This window comes from Saccharibacter floricola DSM 15669, assembly GCF_000378165.1.
In the GTDB taxonomy this organism is placed as follows: Bacteria; Pseudomonadota; Alphaproteobacteria; order Acetobacterales; family Acetobacteraceae; genus Saccharibacter; species Saccharibacter floricola.
Genome location: NZ_KB899333.1, coordinates 90,547 through 109,445 on the forward strand (window position 1 = coordinate 90,547; position 18,899 = coordinate 109,445).

At 50.8% G+C, this 18,899-nt stretch carries 18 protein-coding genes; 9 read left to right on the top strand and 9 right to left on the bottom strand.

Annotated elements, in window-relative coordinates; translation table 11 throughout:
* Window positions 1-34: 34 nt before the first annotated feature.
* From F457_RS11750 to aroB, 3 genes are all read right to left on the bottom strand, one after another.
* A complete protein-coding gene (locus tag F457_RS11750) occupies window positions 35-514 on the bottom strand; it encodes a GtrA family protein (RefSeq protein WP_169584095.1) in 480 nt (159 codons plus the stop codon).
* A 119-nt stretch (window positions 515-633) separates the two neighbouring features.
* Window positions 634-1,749, bottom strand: a complete 1,116-nt coding sequence (locus F457_RS0100405) for an OmpA family protein (protein ID WP_018979147.1) — start codon at window positions 1,747-1,749, stop codon at window positions 634-636.
* Between the two features lie 234 nt (window positions 1,750-1,983).
* On the bottom strand, window positions 1,984-3,654 hold the full coding sequence (gene aroB, locus F457_RS11755) for a 3-dehydroquinate synthase (RefSeq protein WP_018979148.1): 1,671 nt from the start codon (window positions 3,652-3,654) through the stop codon (window positions 1,984-1,986).
* 135 nt (window positions 3,655-3,789) lie between these two features.
* On the opposite strand from aroB, the gene F457_RS0100415 reads away from it, so the two are divergent.
* From F457_RS0100415 to F457_RS0100425, 3 genes are all read left to right on the top strand, one after another.
* Entirely contained in the window at window positions 3,790-3,984 is a 195-nt protein-coding gene (locus F457_RS0100415) for a hypothetical protein (RefSeq protein ID WP_018979149.1), read from the top strand.
* Entirely contained in the window at window positions 3,981-4,901 is a 921-nt protein-coding gene (locus tag F457_RS0100420) for a tyrosine recombinase (protein WP_018979150.1), read from the top strand. Before F457_RS0100415 ends, F457_RS0100420 begins: the two co-directional genes overlap by 4 nt.
* Window positions 4,902-4,997: 96 nt before the next feature.
* The gene (locus tag F457_RS0100425) at window positions 4,998-5,966 is read left to right on the top strand and encodes an acetyl-CoA carboxylase carboxyltransferase subunit alpha (protein WP_018979151.1); all 969 of its coding nucleotides are present in this window, start codon (window positions 4,998-5,000) and stop codon (window positions 5,964-5,966) included.
* A gap of 80 nt (window positions 5,967-6,046) precedes the next feature.
* Here F457_RS0100425 and F457_RS0100430 read toward each other — a convergent pair whose 3' ends face one another.
* Window positions 6,047-6,802 (bottom strand): competence/damage-inducible protein A, encoded by a 756-nt coding sequence (locus F457_RS0100430; protein WP_018979152.1) that lies wholly within the window; start codon window positions 6,800-6,802, stop codon window positions 6,047-6,049.
* A 95-nt stretch (window positions 6,803-6,897) separates the two neighbouring features.
* On the opposite strand from F457_RS0100430, the gene F457_RS0100435 reads away from it, so the two are divergent.
* Window positions 6,898-7,785 (top strand): SMP-30/gluconolactonase/LRE family protein, encoded by an 888-nt coding sequence (locus F457_RS0100435; protein WP_018979153.1) that lies wholly within the window; start codon window positions 6,898-6,900, stop codon window positions 7,783-7,785.
* 15 nt (window positions 7,786-7,800) lie between these two features.
* Here F457_RS0100435 and mutT read toward each other — a convergent pair whose 3' ends face one another.
* Entirely contained in the window at window positions 7,801-8,220 is a 420-nt protein-coding gene (mutT, locus tag F457_RS0100440; RefSeq protein ID WP_018979154.1) for an 8-oxo-dGTP diphosphatase MutT, read from the bottom strand.
* A 259-nt stretch (window positions 8,221-8,479) separates the two neighbouring features.
* Between mutT and F457_RS0100445 the strand changes: the two genes are divergently transcribed.
* The gene (locus tag F457_RS0100445; protein ID WP_083912683.1) at window positions 8,480-10,828 is read left to right on the top strand and encodes a TonB-dependent receptor; all 2,349 of its coding nucleotides are present in this window, start codon (window positions 8,480-8,482) and stop codon (window positions 10,826-10,828) included.
* Between the two features lie 64 nt (window positions 10,829-10,892).
* Here the strand turns inward: F457_RS0100445 and F457_RS0100450 are convergent, their stop codons facing one another.
* Window positions 10,893-11,771: an ATP-binding protein gene (locus tag F457_RS0100450; RefSeq protein WP_018979156.1), complete on the bottom strand. Its 879-nt coding sequence runs from the start codon at window positions 11,769-11,771 to the stop codon at window positions 10,893-10,895.
* 87 nt (window positions 11,772-11,858) lie between these two features.
* Between F457_RS0100450 and yajC the strand changes: the two genes are divergently transcribed.
* Window positions 11,859-12,203 (top strand): preprotein translocase subunit YajC, encoded by a 345-nt coding sequence (gene yajC / locus F457_RS0100455; RefSeq protein WP_018979157.1) that lies wholly within the window; start codon window positions 11,859-11,861, stop codon window positions 12,201-12,203.
* A gap of 78 nt (window positions 12,204-12,281) precedes the next feature.
* On the opposite strand, the gene F457_RS0100460 is transcribed toward yajC, so the two are convergent.
* A complete protein-coding gene (locus F457_RS0100460) occupies window positions 12,282-12,890 on the bottom strand; it encodes a superoxide dismutase (RefSeq protein WP_018979158.1) in 609 nt (202 codons plus the stop codon).
* A gap of 82 nt (window positions 12,891-12,972) precedes the next feature.
* Window positions 12,973-13,881 (bottom strand): NAD(P)-dependent oxidoreductase, encoded by a 909-nt coding sequence (locus tag F457_RS0100465; RefSeq protein WP_342661925.1) that lies wholly within the window; start codon window positions 13,879-13,881, stop codon window positions 12,973-12,975.
* Window positions 13,882-13,980: 99 nt separating this feature from the next.
* Between F457_RS0100465 and msrP the strand changes: the two genes are divergently transcribed.
* From msrP to F457_RS0100480, 3 genes are all read left to right on the top strand, one after another.
* The gene (gene msrP, locus F457_RS0100470; protein WP_026294042.1) at window positions 13,981-14,928 is read left to right on the top strand and encodes a protein-methionine-sulfoxide reductase catalytic subunit MsrP; all 948 of its coding nucleotides are present in this window, start codon (window positions 13,981-13,983) and stop codon (window positions 14,926-14,928) included.
* A gap of 34 nt (window positions 14,929-14,962) precedes the next feature.
* Window positions 14,963-15,565, top strand: a complete 603-nt coding sequence (msrQ, locus tag F457_RS0100475) for a protein-methionine-sulfoxide reductase heme-binding subunit MsrQ (protein ID WP_018979161.1) — start codon at window positions 14,963-14,965, stop codon at window positions 15,563-15,565.
* 192 nt (window positions 15,566-15,757) lie between these two features.
* Window positions 15,758-17,857 (top strand): FUSC family protein, encoded by a 2,100-nt coding sequence (locus F457_RS0100480; RefSeq protein ID WP_018979162.1) that lies wholly within the window; start codon window positions 15,758-15,760, stop codon window positions 17,855-17,857.
* A gap of 314 nt (window positions 17,858-18,171) precedes the next feature.
* Here the strand turns inward: F457_RS0100480 and F457_RS0100485 are convergent, their stop codons facing one another.
* Window positions 18,172-18,810, bottom strand: coding sequence for a LabA-like NYN domain-containing protein (locus F457_RS0100485; RefSeq protein WP_018979163.1), 639 nt, complete (start codon window positions 18,808-18,810; stop codon window positions 18,172-18,174).
* Between the last annotated feature and the right edge of the window lie 89 nt (window positions 18,811-18,899).

The following is an 18,899-nucleotide window of genomic DNA, read 5'->3' on the forward strand; positions in this document are numbered from 1 at the left end:
GAATGGATAAGCGCATGTGTTGCAGGAGAAGGGCTTAAACCTCTTCACGCACCGTTGAACTCGTTTCAGATTCTTCTTGTTCTTCTGACGTGAAGACGCATGTTTTGCATAAAGTGAAATTCACAAACATACCGCAGGCTGTACCGCACATAAGAGCAATAACAGGCCAGTGCTGGGTGATTGTTATGTAAGATAGAACGAGAAGGACGATGCCACGGTTAATCACAAAGCCGGGGAGATTGGCCAGTAGGAAGCGCTTCCATTGTTGGAGAACACTGACGGAAGAATGGTCAATATGGCGGAAGGTCCATACGCGGTTAAGGAACCAAGTTCCGCTTGCCGCAATGAGGTAGGCAAATAACACCGCGACCTTTAGGGGCATGAATGTCTTTAGAAAAGTTGTACTGCTCCAGTCTATTATAAAACCAACAGCTCCAACCATTCCAAAGTGGAAAAATTGATGGAAAAGGGTTTTAAGCTGGGAGACAGACGGAACATTCATGAGGTCACTCATGACATTAATGATTCCCATAATGCAATGATAGATAAGCAAAGTGCACAAAAAAAGGGACACCTAGCAGGTGCCCCCTTTTTATCGAGGAGCTATAACTCCAGCGCAGAGAAATCTCTGAATTACTTCAGGATGATTTCAACGCGACGGTTTTGTGGCTCACGCGTATTTTTCGCGGTTGCAACCAATGGGTTGGTGTCACCATAACCGTGGATGTCGATCGCATTCGCTGGAACGCCGTTGCGAACCAGTTCAGCTTTCACGCTGTTTGCACGACGCAGGGACAGACCCTGGTTGTACTTGGCACCACGTGGGCCAGGATGAGCAGCAGAGTTGTCGGTGTAACCGTTAACTTCGATACGTGTGGTCTGCACGTGTGTGGAAGCCTGTGCAGCCTGTGACACGATCTCACGAGCGCGCGCGGTCAGGTCAGACTTATCCCAGTCGAAGAAGACGAGATAGGTGCGAGCTGGCGTTGGGGCTGGTGGAACAACCACATGCGGCGCTGGTGGTGGTGGTGGCGGAGCGTTGTTGAAGGCATAGCGCAGCCCCAGAATGAACTGGTGCGTATAGCGTGTGCCCATCGTGACGCGATGATGGCCAGTGTTGTGGAAGTTACCAATATTCACGCCAGAGTCACTAGCTGTCTGACCAATGAAACGGTACTGAGTGGTCAGAGCCAAGCCTGGAACACCTGGGATATCATAGGCCGCACCAACGATACCCTGAGCGGCAAACCCACCGCGTGTGGAGTTCATGTTAGCAACGTTCGTCCCGTGGCGGAGGCCCAGACGATAGTGCTGCCAAAGGTAACCGGCACCGACACCAACGAATGGCGTAACAGGAGCATCAATCCCGAACTGCTTCAGGTCAATGTCATACAGAACATTGATGAAGCCACCATAACCTTGGTCTTTACCATATGCACGGTGATGGCCAGGTTGCGCGCTCACGACACCGCCTGAAATCGTACGGGCATGCGTCTGGTTGTAAGTCCCTTCGACCTCAACGCGCAGACCATTACCAAAGCCCCAACCTGTGGAGAGGTAACCATTGAAGCCCGTCGTGTGACGGATGGTGCCGCTCTGACCTGTCTGAGCGTAATGGTTATGCTGATTCTGGAGCAGGTTGTAGCCTGCGCCCATGTCAACATAGGGACCGGTGATCGTGCTGGCCATGGCAAGCGACGGTGCAGCAACCATCGAGGTCATGGCGAGAAGTGCAGTACGGATACGCATTCTTGCTCGTCCTTGTTGTAATTACATGCAGCCAAGTCATCAGGTGAAACACACAGATGTTTACTTACCAATACCCAACGTGGCCCATGACAAAAACATAGTGTAAAATGGTAGTGGATAGAAGAGGTTATAAACGCGAACGTGCTAAGCGCTTGTAGTTGGTTGCAAAAAAGTCACACAAAAAGCAATGTGGCAAAATTAAGCGCACGATACAGTCCTCTCCTAAAGTCTTCTTTAGGTTAAACATCCTTCTTTAGATAATAATTTATTAATATCTTCCATTGTGACCTCTTGTGAGGTGAAGGCTTCCCCAATTTTGCGAAGTAAAACGAATTTTACACGGCCGTTTTGTACTTTTTTATCATGCGTCATGTGTTCAATGAGAGTTGCTGCGCTGAGTCGTTTCGGAAGGTCAGCTAATGTTGTTGGCATAGAGAGTGCTGTTAAATGCTTATCTAGACGCTCAAGATCTTCAATAGGGGCAAGTCCTAATTGTACAGAGAGCGCTAAGGCCATATGCAAACCAATAGAAACAGCTTCGCCATGAAGAAGGCGTCCATCATAATGGAACTCGGCCTCAAAGGCATGAGCAAAGGTATGGCCAAGATTGAGTAGGGCACGCCCACCTTTGGCAGCACTTTCTCGTTCATCAGCAGCAACGACCTGCGCTTTGAAACGACATGTACGCTGCACAGCCTCCTCAAGGGCGCTACTATCGCCATCAAGAAGCTTCGAACCATTTTGTTCACACCATGCAAAGAGATTAGGATCAGCAATGAGGCCTGATTTCACGATCTCCGCATAGCCTGCCACGCGTTGACGGCGGGGAAGCGTCTGTAAAACAGAGCTATCGGCTAAAACGAGCTGAGGTTGCCAAAATGCGCCGATAAGGTTTTTCCCTGTAGAGGCGTTGATACCCGTTTTGCCGCCAACAGAACTATCTACTTGAGCAAGGAGTGTGGTGGGAATCTGTATAAAGGGCAGGCCGCGTAAGGCTGTTGCAGCAATAAAGCCGGCCAAATCGCCAACAACACCTCCGCCAAAAGCAATGATGGTTGTGGAGCGCTCAATTCCAAGGCGCAAAATCTCTTCAATAAGAGCACTATAGCGGGGAAGGGACTTGCTGCCTTCTCCGGCAGGAATGCGGAGAACATCGAGTCGGATATGCGTGGGGGCAAGTGCTTTTTCAAGCGTGTCGAGGTGAAGATCCGCGACCGTTTCATCTGTAATAATGATCGCGTGGTTGTTGCTGATATGTGGCGCTAAAAGCGAAGCTGCACGTTCGAGAAGATTCGCTCCTGTAAGAATATCGTACTGATGATGAGCGAGTTGAATAGGCACGCGATGAGGGGCACGAAAATCTTGTAGAGCTTGATCAAGGGTGTGCACGCTATGGTCCATAGTATCTTCTCCACATTGAACGATGATGTCTGCTTGAGCATAGAAAGGGGCGCGACGAGCTGCGAGCGCGCGCAGAACGTCACGAGGGTTTTCGTGAGCGAGCAGGGGGCGCGATGAGGCGTTTTTCTTAAGGCGGGTTGCGATAATGTCGGGCGGGACATCAAGCCATACGGTGCAAGCGTCAGGGGTTTGTTGAACGGCTTTGCGGGTGCGTGGGTCCATCCATGCACCGCCGCCCGTTGCGATGACGCAAGGCCCTTGTTGGAGAAGGCGCGTGATAACGCGGTGCTCTCCTTCACGGAAATAAGCTTCTCCATGATGGGCAAAAATATCGGCGATCGTTGTGCCGGCTGCTTTTTCAACTTCCTGATCGCTATCGATAAAAGGAAGGTCGTAGCGTTGTGCAAGCAGGCGGCCGAGGGTTGTTTTCCCTGCGCCCATCAGACCAATGAGGATGATAATGCGGGGCGGGTGCGTGGCAGAAAGCGAAGGATGAGCAGACATAGTGCCTTTTCTATCACGGGAAAAAGCTTCTATCATAGAGGGTATAGGAGAGGTATGGTGCCTTTCTTTGATGAAGCCGTACAACTGATTTGGATGAGGCTATCGTGGTGTAGGCCTTATGATGTGAGGGGTGATATGTTTCAATCGCGTTTTGGTCTTGTTCTTCTCCTGCTCATTGTCTTGTGCGGTGGTCTTGGTGGCGGTGTCATCTATCTTGGTCGTGCTCAGCCGCCGGTTCCAGTCATGGTCCATCATGTTATTGCCGCCCCTCAGCAAGCTGCTCCAGCAGGCGGGGTGAGTTTGCCTGACGTGGTGCCAGGTAAGCCGTGACAGAAACGAGTACTGTTAAAAGCGATATCACGGCTTCAGTCGGTGTGATTGAGGCGTTTTTGGAGATGCTTGCGTCCGAAAGAGCAGCTGCTTTGCGGACGCGCTTGGCCTATCGTGCTGATTTGGAGGATTTCGCATGTTGGGTGGCCCCAGCATCCATTGCGGATGCCGCTTCTTCTGATCTGCGAGCTTATGTGGTGGCGAAAGGGCGGGAAGGTCTGTCTGTGCGTTCTCAAGCCCGGCGTCTTTCATCCTTGAGGCAATTTTATCGCTTTTTGCTTCAGGATAATTATCGCGAGGATGACCCGACAGAGGATCATCCTATCCCAGGCTATCGGGCGAGCTTGCCTCATCCGCTGAGTGAGGGGGAGATCAATACGCTCCTTGATAAGGGAACGTGTGGTCATGATGACCCCCGGCGGGATTATGTCTCCCGGGCTGCGATAGAGCTTTTGTACACAACCGGGCTCCGTATTTCGGAGCTTCTTTCTCTGCCGGCGAGCTGTGTGCAACGGCAAGAGGAAATGTTGCTGGTGCGGGGTAAAGGCGGGCGAGAGCGGCTGGTGCCTTTCGCAAAAGGAGCACGGCAAGCGGCAGAAGCTTTGGTACGTTATGATACGATTTTAGATAGTCCGTGGCTTTTCCCGGGGCGTAATCCACAGCGTCCGTTAACACGGCAGGGTTTTGATAAAATCCTCCATGCGTGTGCGCTAAAAGCAGGGTTTGATCCGCAGCGTATTAGCCCACATGTTTTGCGGCATTCTTTCGCGACGCATTTGCTCAATCGTGGCGCTGATTTGCGTGCTTTGCAGATGTTGTTAGGGCATGCAGATATCGCGACAACGCAGATTTATACGCAGGTTATGGGTGAGCGTCTTAAAGAGGCTGTACAGAAATATCATCCGTTAAAAGAATGATCGGATGGTTTTTAGGCATGTTGTGCCTATAGCGATTCCCTAAGATATGAATTTAGGACTGTTGTCAGCGGTAAGAGCATGCTATCGGGCCTTACTATGCGCCAGTTTCTAGATTTTGAAAAATCAGTCGCCGATCTTGAGACCAAGATTGAAGAGCTTCGCCAAGTAGGCAACCGGAGTGACGGTGCCGATCTGGATGATCTCAACATTGATGAAGAAATCACTCGTCTTTCTGACAAGGCCGATAAGCTTCTTCGTGCGGTGTATAATAAGCTGACCCCCTTGCAAAAAGTGCAAGTGGCTCGTCATGCACAGCGCCCTCATGCGTTGGACTATATTCGTGCTCTTACAACGGACTTTACACCGCTTGCAGGGGATCGTGCGTTTGGTGATGACCAGGCAATGATTGGTGGTTTAGCCCGTTTCCGTGGTCAGTCAGTGATTGTGCTGGGCACAGAGCGTGGTGCGGATACAGAAAGCCGCCTTCAGCATAATTTTGGGATGGCTCGCCCAGAAGGTTATCGCAAAGCGCAGCGTCTGATGAAATTGGCGGAGCGTTTCGGACTGCCAGTTCTTACCTTTGTGGATACCGCAGGGGCATGGCCGGGAATCGATGCTGAGGCTCGCGGTCAAGCTGAAGCGATCGCACGGTCTATTGATACATGCCTTAATCTGTCTGTTCCCGTTGTGGCGACGGTCATTGGGGAAGGTGGTTCTGGTGGGGCGATCGCGATTGCCGCAGCAGATCGTGTGCTGATGATGGAACATGCGATCTATTCGGTTATTTCACCAGAAGCCGCTGCGTCTATTTTATGGCGTGACCCTAAGCTTGCTCCAGCAGCGGCTGAAGCCTTGAAGCTGACAGCACAAGACCTCAAACGCCTAGGGCTGATTGACCGGATTATTGATGAGCCTATTGGTGGTGCGCAGCGTTTGCCAGAAAAAGCTGTGCAATGGGCTGGTGATGCGATTGCTGAAGAGCTGATGGGGCTGAAAGAACTATCCCCAGAAGGGCTGATTGCACAACGTCGCACGCGCTATCTTGAGATGACGTGCGGTAAGTAAGAGCCGCCTCGGCTAAGCCCTGTGGACAGAAGATGTGCATCACATCTTTCCGTCTGCAGGGCTTTTTTTATGTCATCTTGTTACGGTGCAGGCTCTCCAGAGATGGGTGTTACGCCAATCTGCGTTAAGAGGGATTTGAGAGCTCGTCCAGCTTCCTGCACGGCGTGAGAGTCGTAGCCTTTCGCGACGAGGGCAACGCCGTGCTTGTCGTCCCGTGCAAAAGGATAAGAGCCTAAATCAATCGTTTTGAAATCTCCTTGCAGGGTCGTGAGAGCCTCTGCAAAGGTGCCTTCATACACGTTAAAAGCATGCCAGCTGCACATGGTGAGTGGAGCGCCAGCTTCTAGCTGAGGGACGAGCCATTGTACCATAGCGCGGAAGATGGACGGCACACCGGCCATAACGTGCACGTTCCCGATGGAAAAACCGGGCGCTGTGGAGACCGTGTTCTTAATAGGAGTTGACCCTTCAGGAAGCCAAGCCATTTTTTGGCGAGCTTGATTGAACGCCTCCTCTGGGAAGAGGGCATTAAGGGCATCATAGCTTTCTTGATGACAACGCAAAGCGACACCGAAGGCTTCGGCGACGCAGGCTGTTGTAATGTCGTCGTGGGTGGGGCCGATCCCTCCGCTGGTAAAGACCATGTCAAAACGTGCGCGGCATTCGGTGACGGCATCAATGATGCGTTGAGGAATATCGGGGATCACGCGTACTTCTGAGAGAATAATTCCCTGCGCATTAAGGGCATGAGCAAGGGTTTGTGTATTGCTATCTCGTGTTCGGCCAGAGAGAACTTCATTGCCGATGACCAGAAAACATGCTGTTTTTGGGGACATAAGATTCCTTCGACACCTCCTGAAAACCTAAGAAATAGTGTAAGCTCTTCTGTAGAGCGACGAAAGAGTATCTCAAACAAAGAAAGGCATACGCTATGACGCTCGTGCATCATGAGCCAACATGTTTGTTAGATTTCCGTGCTACGCTTGGAGAAGGCCCCGTTTGGGTTGCTTCTGAAGGGGCTTTTTATTTTGTCGATATTTTAGAGCATCGCGTTTATCGCTATCTTTTAGAAAGCGGAACATTGCAGGGGTGGGATGCGCCTAATCGGACAGGCTTTTTGCTGCCTGTAACTGATGGCCATTTCCTAGCAGGGTTGCCTGATGGGCTTCATCGCTTTGACCCTAAGACAGGGTATTTCTCTCATGCCTGTGCTGTGGAACCAGATTTGCCGGGCAATCGCCTCAATGATGGGTGTGTAGACCCACAGGGGCGTATTTGGTTTGGCACGATGGATGACGGAGAAGAGCGTGAAACAGGCTCTCTTTACCGTGTTGAGTATAAAAATGGCGCCCTAGAGATTGCCCACTGGGATGATGGATATACCATTTCAAACGGCCCAGCTCTCTCTCCGTGTGGGAAAGTTCTTTACGCCTGTGATAGCCCGCGTCAGCGTATTTATGCGTATGACATTGATGAGGGCGGTAACCTCATCCATAAGCGTGTTTTTGCCCGTTTGACCAAAGGGTTCCCCGATGGCGTTGTTGTCGATAGCCAGGGGAATCTTTGGTGTGGCACATGGGCTGGTGGGCAGATCACACGTTTCCGCCCCGATGGAACAGAGATGGAGCCAATTGCGTTGCCTGTCTCAAATGTGACGAAGGTGGCTTTTGGTGGTGAGGATGATCGCACGGTTTTTGTGACCACTGCGCGGAAAGGGCTTAGTGCTGAAGCTCTCGCTCAACAACCGCAGGCTGGGGGGATCTTTGCTTTCAGAACGGATATCCCCGGCCAAGCGCAACAAGCCTTTCGCCTTCCTTGAGACTGCACGGGCGTATTAGCCCAAACGTTCTTGAAGTTTGGGAATAAGAGGCAGGTCTGGTTTGGGCATTGAGTAGTCACCGAGTGTGCTGACGGGTGCCCATTCTAAAGCTTGCCCTTCGCGGCCAACTGGTGTGCCTTCCCAATGGCGAATAAGATAAAGCGGCATGAGGAGATGGAACGCTCCGCAATTTTCGCTCACAAATGTAAAGGGTTCTAGCGCTTCGACAGCGACGGTAACCCCAATTTCTTCCTGAAGCTCGCGGATGAGCCCATCTTCTGGAGATTCGGGCGCTTCTACCTTTCCACCGGGGAATTCCCAACGACCAGCAAGCGCTTTCCCTTCTGGGCGCTGCGCAAGTAGAACCTCGTTAGAAGAGTTAATGAGAATACCCGCGGAAACGAGAAGCGTGCGTGGGCGAAAAGGCGTGGGCATGTCAGTCTCCTAAAATCAACAAGAGAAGTAAAAAGGCAGCTTACCTCAGGAATTGCGTTCTTTATGTCACAGATTGATGCGGAAAAGGGATAGGCGAGGGCTTTTTTCTTGGCGAATGAGGGAGGAGCTGGGTAGGACAAGCCTATACGCCTGTTATAGGGATGGTTGATAAAGGCCATTCTTGTGATGTGAAGTAAACTCTTCAAGACGTGGAGTGCCTGACGCGTTGCGCCGACATTTTCTCCTTTCCTCTGTGGTTATGTTTTCTTGGACAGGGCTGGCTTATGGCCAAAGCGCTGTCGCTCCTCATGCGCGTGAGATGTCTAAAAAACAGTCGACATCTACTGTGCCTAAACATCGTACAGGGACGCATAAGAAAAAGTCGATGATGGCTCAATCGCCCGAGACGCTTTCTGTGCGGGTCAATCGCCATGTGAGCCACGGGGCTGAGATGGCCGTGCCAAAGTCGATCATGAAGCAATATGTGCCCGGCACCAGCCCGTATCGTGCGTTAGACCGTATGCCCGGTGTCAGCTTTATGTCGACAGACCCTTTTGGCATCGATAGCTTTGGGGCAAACCTCTATATGCGTGGTTTCTTTATGAACCAGCTTGGGGTGACGGTTGATGGCGTGCCACTTAATGACCAGACGTATCAGTCTGTTGCGGGTATGAGCTTGGCGTCTGCCATTATTTCCGATGATATCGATTCGACAACAGTGTCCCAAGGTGGGGGCGGGGTGGATGTGCCGTCTACCAATACGCTGGGCGGGACGATCCGCTTTGAATCGTCTAATCCGAATGACAAAATGGGCGGGAAAGTCAGCCAAGGTTTTGGGAGTTACGATTCTTACCGGACTTATATACGCTTTGATTCGGGGCGTTTGAATCAAAGCGGCACAAAGTTTTACACGTCCTATGCGCGAACCGATGCAGGCATGTGGGAGGGCGCTGGGCGTCAGTTCCAGCAGCAGGTTGATGCCAAGCTGGTTCAGCCGTTGGGTGAGCGCAGCAAGCTTTCGGCCTTTTTTAATTGGTCAGATTTGCAGCAATGGAACTATCCTGATCTGTCTGCGGGGATTATCCAAAATCTAGGATGGCGTGTGCCTCATCTCTATCCCGATTACAAACGGGCTTACGGTGTCGCGCAACAGTGCCAGAATAACTCCAACCCGACGGTGCCGGGATATAGTGGTGCGCCGGGGATTTCGAGCTGCCAGACAGCTCTTTATGATGGTGGGCAGCGTGAAATTAATTATATGGGCGGTCTTAATTTGGATCTTGCCCTGACCGATCGTCTGTCGTGGCATACGACATTATACGGCCATAGCCAGACGGGGTATTATAGCTATTCTGACTATGAAGACCCAACCTCTGCTGAGGTGCCGCTGTCTGAAGAGGTATGGCAGAATCGGCAGGAGCGTTACGGAATTTCGTCTAGTTTACGGTATCATCTAGGCCGTCATCATATTGAAGGGGGCATTTGGTACGAAAACGATAACCAGCAGGCAGGGGTGTATAATTATCCCCAGCCAGCACTCGGTCAGGGGGCTCCGTTAAAAGCGATTGGCCCTTATACGACCTATGGGGCAGGGCGGCAGCGCTATAATTTCGACTGGCGTACGAATGTTGTCCAAACACATATTCAAGATACGGTAAATATTCTGCCCGGCCTGACGTTTAATGCGGGTTTCCGTTCGATGATCGCTCAAACATCCGGTGGAGCCAATGCAAATGATGCGGACTGGACGGGGGCGTCTCAATTGCCGAATGGAACACTGAATGCAACGCGCGCATTTCTACCGCACTTCAATCTAGACTGGCACCTGAATCGTCAAAATGAGTTCTATATTGATGTCGCAGAAAATATGCGCGCTTACGAGGTATCTGGTTTTGGTGTCGCGAATTCGCTTTATTCTGTGCAGGATCAAGCGACGTTCCAGCAGCAGAAAAGCGTTGCGAAGCCGTCGCGTGCCTGGACGTATATGGGCGGGTATCGTTTTACGTCACATTTTGTGCAGCTTGATGCCACAGTGTATCATTCTACTTTGTTGCATCAGCTCTCCGCTGCAGCTGTGGGGACATTGACCAATCCTGTCTCTCAAGTCATTGATTTTGGGCGTATTTCAATGACGGGGGCAAATGGGATTGTTACCGTAATGCCTCTTCCTGGGCTAAGCATTACGAACAGCCTAAGCTATAATAAAGGCACCTATGACCGCGATGTGAATACCCCCAATGGGAGCTGGAATCTTAAGGGGAAGAACATCGTTAACTATCCGGCATGGATGTATAAAACATCCATTGCCTATTCATGGCGTGGTGCTATCGTCCATTTTGACGCCAATTATTACGGGAAGCGTTATTATAGCTACCTCAATGATACGTCTGTTGGTAGCTATTGGGTGGCGAATACGGGTATGTCGTATCGCTTTAAGAAGCTTGCCGGGGTGCGTGACGTTGTCGTGAGCTTCAATGTCTATAATCTCTTTAACAACAAATATATCTCGACGATGGGTGAGAATAATAACCCTGTCCAAGGGGATTATCAGTCCATGCAGCGTGGGTCACCACGGCAATTCTTCGGAACAGTCAGCGCTGCTTTTTAAGAGAGAAAGCTTATACGAAGATGCTAGGAAGGGCTGAGGGAAATCTCAGCCCTTTTTTGTGGCGTTAGTGAGAGCTGAGCTCAGCACTGAGCGCTGTGATGAACTGGATGGCAACACGGCCAGAGCGGCTGCCGCGCGTCATCGCCCATTGAAGAGCACGACGGTGGAGGTCTTTCTTGTCGATCAGCAGATCGCGTTCTTTTGCATAGGCGTCAATGATGGCGAGGTAGTCGTTTTGCGAGGCCCCATAGAGACCGATCCATAGACCGAACCGGTCGGAGAGAGACACTTTCTCTTCAATGGCCTCGGAAGGATTAATAGCATCGCTCGACTCATTTTCGATCATACGGCGGGGCATGAGATGGCGACGGTTTGATGTGGCGTAAATAATGACATTGTCAGGACGGCCAGCAATGCCACCATCAAGGACAGATTTGAGCGATTTATAATCGGCATCTTGCTCTTCAAAAGAGAGATCATCGCAAAAAAGGATGAAACGCCGAGAGCTCTGGCGCAGCAATGCCAGCAGCTTAGGGAGGCTGCGCAGCTCATGGCGAGGAATTTCAATAAGGGCAAGGGGTGCTTTGCTGTCGGCACGTAGCTCAGCATTCACAGCGGCTATGGAGGCTTTCACAAGAGAGGATTTCCCCATCCCGCGTGCTCCCCAAAGCATAACATTATTGGCCTCTAGCCCACGGGCGAAGTAGCGCGTATTAGCCATCACGCGTTCTTTTTGGCTCTCAATTCCGCAGAGGAGAGCAAGTGGCTGGGCGCGCATGTGGGGGACAGGGCATAGCGTGCCTAGAGCTTCTTGCCAGAGGAACGCATCCACAGAAGGATCTGCCAGAATTGACGGGTTTGTGGGAGGAGGAGCAAGGCGCTCTAAACTTTCCGCAATGCGTGTGAGTGTTGGAAGAAGTGATGACAAGTCAGGAGTGGGCATAAGTTCTCTCATTAAGAATGCTTGACGCAAAGCCCCTTGGCGATATGGTCGGGACTCTTTCTTTTCAGGATGGAATCAAAAAAACCGATGAACAATCTCTTTTTCTCAACGGCTTATGCTGCTGATGCGGGCGGTATCTTTAACCCGACAGCTTTGATGCAATATGGGCCTATCATTCTGATTTTTGGTGTTTTCTATTTTTTACTGATTCGCCCGCAGCAAAAACGTCAGAAAGAATTGCGTGAGCAGCAAAATGGTTTGCGTCGTGGTGACAAGGTCGTAACAGCTGGGGGAATCATCGGGGTTGTGCAGGCAACACGTGAGGATTCTCAAGAAGTTGAGGTAGAAATTGCGTCCGATGTTAAAGTGAAGATTGTACGCAGCACCATTACAACGGTTATCCCACGCGATAAGCCAACAAACGATAACTAAAAGAGCGTCATTGATTGATGGCTATAAAAAAACCCTGCCCAGTAGAGGCAGGGTTTTTTGTGAGCTACCGGCCTTACATTAGGCGGATTTCAGCATCTCTTCAGCAAATTCATAATTCGCCAGTTTATCGAGGAAGTTGCTGATATAATCTGGGCGACGGTTGCGGAAGTCTAGGTAGTAGGAATGTTCCCACACATCCAGCCCGAGAAGTGCACGCCCTTGGTCTTCAGCAAGAGGGTTGCCACCATTTGGTGTTTTCGTCACCTGCAGCTTGCCGTCTTTGCCAAGAACAAGCCAAGCCCAGCCGGAACCGAACTGCGTTGCAGCCGCTTGCTTAAAGGCGGTCTTGAAAGCATCGACAGAGCCGAAATCTTCAACGATTTTCTTCTCAAGCGTACCTGGTAGCTGGCCGCCTTTTGGGGAAAGGCTCTTCCAGAAAATGCCGTGGTTCCAATGCTGACCAGCATTGTTAAACACAGGGGCTAGTTCTGGGTTAGCATGGGAGAAAGTGATGATTTCTTCCAGCGTTTTGCCAGCAAGCTCAGGCTTGCTTTCCACAAATCCATTAAGAGCCGTGACATAAGCTTGGTGATGCTTGCCGTGGTGGAGTTCCAGGGTTTCTTGGCACATGCCGTTACTCGCAAGAGCATCGACTGAATAAGGCAATGTTGGAAGTTTAAAAGTCATAATGATGTATATTCCTCGGAAAAGAAGAGGGAAGCGGTACCATTTAGCTAGGTATCTACTTCCCTTCCGTCAAGGCATGGTTTTATGAAGGGGCGTTTGCGACGTCTGCTTCCATCTGTGCGAACAGAGCGGAATAGTCTTCATCGCGATGGCTCAGGTTTGAGCGTGCCAGTTTCTGAGCAGCAACAGCCATGCCAGACATATCAACGCCTGTTTTGCGTCCTGCGTCAAGCAGAAGCCCCATATCTTTGTTCATCAACCGGGTCGGGAACTGGGATGGGAAGGACTTGTTATGCGCCATTTTCAGCTTACGCTTATGATGCGGGCTGATCACGGCAAGCTCTTGCAGCGCGTTAAACAGCATATCGCGGTCTAGGCCTTCAGAAAGACCATAAGCCAGCCCTTCTGCAACGATATTGAGTGTTGCGCCCATCACACCATTGACGACGAGCTTAAAGCGAGCAGCCGAACCAGCAGGGCCGGTATGAATGGTGATACGGCCCACAATGTCGAGAATTGGGCGAGCACGTTCCAACACGGCATCTGTGCCACCTGCAAGCATAATAAGCTCACCGCGTTCGGATTCAGGTGTGCTGCCGGACATCGGCGTATCCAGAACGTCAACGCCATGTTCATGGGCGATTTTTGCTAAATGATCAGCCTGTGGGGGAGAGACGGTGGATGTATCGAGAATAAGCTGCCCTTTACGCAAACCAGCGAGAAGGCCGTTTTCACCGTTGAGGGTTTTGTTCTCTGCATTGTCATCAGGCACACATAAAATGATGACATCAACGTTTTCTGCCACTTCCCGTGGGGATGAGAGCATCGGCACGTTAGAAGGCTTACCCGCAGCTTTGCCGGATGGGGTAAAAGCGACGACATCGTAACCAGCTTTTTTGAGGTTTTCACCCATTGGGACGGCCATTGCGCCATAACCAACGAAACCAATTTTTTTATCTGACATGGATATTCCTCCTTTGGATGCCCATATGGCGTCAGAGAGGGCAGGATTTTCAAGGGGGGCTGACAGACTTTCCCGAAAATTCTCCCGTTATCGTGTAGATTTTTACCATTATGGGCGGTGATTGCCGTGTCTCGTTATGATTATCCTCGTCCTGCTCAGGATGAGATCACCCCAAGACCTCTTTTTCTTTCGCGGCGTCAGATTATGGCCGGGATAGGGGCTTCTGCGGCTAGTGCGTTGACACGTCGCGTTGCTGAAGCTGACACGCTCAAGACACATCCCGGCCCCTATAGTGCTGCACTCACACCGACGCCACGCGATGATGTGCAGAATTACAATAATTTTTATGAGTTCGGAATGGATAAGGGAGACCCCGCAGCACGCTCAGGCGGGTATCATCCTTTCCCATGGACGCTAGAGATCTCGGGCCTCGTGCAGAAGCCACAGCAGATAGATGTAGCGGATCTTTTGAGGTCAGCTGATCTTGAAGAACGCCTCTATCGGATGCGTTGTGTGGAGGCGTGGTCTATGGTGATACCGTGGAACGGGCTCGCCCTTCATAAGCTGTTAGAGAGAGTAGAGCCGTTGCCTCAGGCGCGTTATGTTGCCTTTGAAAGTATCGTTCGACCTTCTGAGATGCCCGGTCAGCGTGATGATTTTTCTGGAATTACATGGCCTTATCGAGAGGGGCTTCGCTTAGATGAAGCGCTCCATCCTCTCACTTTCCTTGCCGTTGGAGCTTATGGCGAGTCTCTTCCCAATGCTAATGGGGCGCCATTACGGCTCGTTGTGCCATGGAAATACGGCTTCAAAGGCATTAAGGCGATCCGCCGTATCCGTTTAGTCGCAGAGCCCCCACCAACGACATGGAACCAGCTGGCTCCGCAAGAATATGGCTTCTATGCTAATGTGAATCCAGAGGTGGATCATCCACGTTGGAGCCAGGCGCAAGAGCGCGTTATTGGCAGCCATAGTTTGTTTGGTGAAAAACGCCAGCCAACCTTGATGTTTAATGGTTATAGCGAGCAAGTGTCTTCCCTTTACCAAGGAATGGATCTCCGTGAGGATTACTGAGGGATCTTCTAAGGGAAAGAAGCTGAGATATGGCGTGACGAAGCATTGGCGGTTTGTGTTGTATCCGCTTGGCTTGTTGCCGGCACTCTGGCTATTAAAACAAGGGATTGATGGGCAGCTTGGAGCCGATCCCGTCAATGTCTTTGAGCGGGAACTTGGGCTATGGGCTTTTCGGTTTTTGGTGCTGTGCCTGTGCGTGGCGCCTCTTTACGCAAAAACAGGGCTCAATTTTCTGCGCTATCGTCGTTTGCTAGGGCTGTTGGCTTTCTTTTACGCGAGCTTTCATCTTGTGGCGTATATGGGACTTGATGCGGGGTTTAATCTGTCAATCCTGCTCAAGGATATGACGCATCGGCCATTCACTATCCTAGGAATGACAGCTTTTACGGCTCTACTGCCCTTAGCATTGACCTCTAACCGCTGGGCCATGCGCTGGTTAAAACGCGGCTGGAAGCGCTTGCATCTGCTGGTATTCCCAGCAGCTTTATGTGCGATGGTGCATTTTTACCTGTCTTTTAAAACATTAAACGACATGTCTGCTTTTTACGGTGCGTTGATGCTGTGTTGTATCGTGGTGCGTGTGCCGAAATGGATGAAGGGAATCAGGAAAACCATCCCTTATGGAAGGGCCATATAGCGGAATAATCTCACGTTTTAGAGAGAAGTTTGTATTTTATTTTATAATACACTCTCGCATAGGGCAGACCGCCCATGTTGCGATGATTGTTATAGATATATTTTTTTAAGCATATAGACAGGCCCGTTTGAAGCGCTCATGGTGAGGCGTTTTTTAAACATTGCGCCATGATGGGCAGAAGGAGGAGATACGGTGTCGTTGGGGTCGATTAAGCTTCAGCCTTCCACCCGTAATGCCGTCCTTTTTGCCCTTCGTACGACCATCGCTTCTCTCGTTGCTCTAGGCATTGCAATGTGGATGGAGCTTGGTCAGCCGCAATGGGCTCCCATGACTGTTTGGATTGTCGCGCGGGATTCGCGCGGTATGAGTATGTCCAAAGGGCGCTGGCGTATCGCGGGGACGCTCGTTGGCATGGTTGGTGGAATCACGATGATTGGGCTGGTGCCTCAGCATCCGTGGTTATTTTTCCCAATGCTGGCGTTGTGGATGGGGGTTTGCTCGGGTTTTGCCTCCATGACGGATAATTTCCGTGCGTATGCATTGGTACTGGCTGGGTACACAGGGGCCATTATTGCCATGCATGCCGTAACGCAGCCGGGGGAAGTTTTTCACGTTGCGATGCAACGCGGCACTTACATCATTCTCGGTGTGGTCTGTGAGATGGTCGCGGGCATGGTGAGTGTTCCCGGGGCAGCGAAAGCGGCCCAAAAACAGCTTGAAGGCGATTTAACTCATCTTTTGGAGAATTCAGCGCAGGCTCTAGGGAGTGTGATCCGGCGCGAAAAAGGCAGTGAAGCTCGCTTATCGTTGCTTTTGGGGGCCTTGCAGCGTTTTAACGATCAGCTCGAATTTATTCGAATTGATACACAGCATATAGGCCGTCATGCTGACCGCGCTTATATGACACTTGGTCGAGTGGCTGTGGTTTTGTCGCGCGGGCTGGGTTTACGCTCGCGTATTCTCTCCGTAGGGCGTCTTTCTCCTTCTTTGAAGGATGAGCTTGAGGAGTTTGCGTCTGGAATGGATGCAATTGCTCCTTTGCTTTTAGATGCTTCACTTGCCGAAGAGTCACTTCGGCATGCGGAGACAATGCTTGGAAGTTGTCGGAAAAAATTAGCACTTTACCTGCCGCGCGATGATAGCGCAGCTTTGCAAGAGGGGATTGTTCTCACTGGTGTGGAGGTTCTTCTCGAAGATCTCTGCGCGATGTTATCGTCACATTATGCAGGAACACAACATATTGCAGCGCCGAAAGCGCGGGGCTTGCACCGTCATCCAGACTGGGGAATGGCCTGGGTTAACGGGACGCGAACATTTGTTGCGATGATTTGGGGAGCGTTTGTATGGGAAGTGACGGCATGGTCTAATGGGGGAACCTACTTGGCACTCATCGCGGTGGCATGTGCGCGTTTTTCCTTGTTTGACGACATGGTTCTTGCAAGTCGTTTCTTTTTCTATGGTGCATGCGTTGCTGTTTTAGCGAGTATTGTCCCTGTTTTTATCATCATGCCGATGACTTCGAATTTTGAAGTCTTGGCTCTTATTCTCGGGACGCTTCTTTTCCTCGGTGGGCTGGCTTTGCGAGCTCCGCAACCTTTTGTGGTGATGGGGGCGGGGTACACCATGTTCCTCCCTTGGGTGATGGAGCTTGATAATAATACGCATATTGATGAGATCACGTGGGTCAATACATCCGTAGCGCTTCTTTTGGCACTTTTTAGCGGTGTGGTGAGCTTCCGCGTTATTTTCCCATTTACGCTGCAAAGTACGTGGCGCATGTTGCGCCGTCAGCTCTTTAAAGGGATGAAGCGTCTCAGTAACGGTTTGGCAGAGCGCCAGACGGAATATGATTGGGTGGATGATACGACCCAGCAAATGGAGCAAACCCTGCGCCTTGCTGGTAAAATTCCTCAAGAAAGTTATGAAGCCGTATTACGCGGAACGCTTTCTGTCATGACCGTTGGGCGAAACCTACTGATGATCCGTAACCATGTGCAAGAAAGACGTTTGCCTTTAAGTGCCCTCCAAGAGGCAGAACTTCTGGTGGGACAAATTGTGCAGATGGACGCAGAGGGGGCGATCGAAGGAGAGGATTATTCTGAGCAAGAATTTCGTGAAGAGCAGGGTGAGCTTTGGATGCTCTTTCACCAAACTCTTGATATCGAAGCCCGTCGAGATCTTGCCCTTGCTCTCGGGTCACTCCGTATTATCCGTGTTGAGCTTTTGGCAACGCGGAACTTTTTGAAAAAGAACTTTACCTTTGTGGAAACCCAAAAAACCTTAGCTTCATAAAACAGGATGCTAGCGTGCGCGGAACGATAAATGGTCGTTGGGTTGACTTTCCGGGTTTTTTGGGAGCAGCGAATCGACCAATACTTCCTCTCAAGAGCAGTAATGTTGTGGGGTCTATTGAAAGGAGTAGGCTTCAGATGGGCTATGAGCGCTGGGTGTATTCGTAAAAAATAGCGTGTGTTGAATGAGCCAACTGAGGAAAGAGGGCACTTTCCCCTTGGTTATACATATCGTGATGAACTTACGAAAAACCCCCACCATTGGAGAATGGAAGGGGTTGATCTGACTTATGAAAAAGCGAAAGAGCTTTGATCTCAATCTTCGTCTTCGTCGTCATCATAATCTGCAGGGTGGCGGATGGGGCCGCGAGGGCGCACGTCAGGTGCTGGCCCGGCAGCAGCAGCGCGTGGGTCGGTGTTGCGTCGTGTAAAGCGATGCGCGATGTCAGACAGCTCCACAAAATGATCCGTTTGACGGCGCAGGTCATCACCAATCATAGGTGGTGTCGTCCGCACGGATGAAATGACCGTCACGCGCGTACCTTGTGCCTGAATAGCCTCGACTGCGCGGCGCAGATCCGAATCACCACTGATGATAACGGCATGGTCGAGATGAGGGGCCTGCTCCATGAGGTCAACGGCAAGCTCTACATTCATGTTACCTTTTACGCGCCGTTGCCCGGAATGGCTGGTAAATTCTCGTGCTGTTTTAGTCACAAGATGGTAACCATTATAGGCAAGCCAATCTGTGAGGGGACGCAGAGGGGAATAATCCTCTGTTTCGGGCATAGCGGCATAATAAAAAGCGCGCTGGAACATGCAGGAGCGCTCGAAAAGGGCGCGCAATCCTAGAAAATCGACCTCAAAACCAAGGTTGCGAGCTGCGTGATGGAGGCTCGCTCCATTAATGAAAAGGGATGTACGGTCATTTGATCTGAGAAGAAGATTAGACATATCTCACGTTATTTTTAAAAGATGAAAGGGCGACAGCTCCGCTATAAAGCAAAATCGATAATTTTATATAACAATTTTGCTTTATGGCC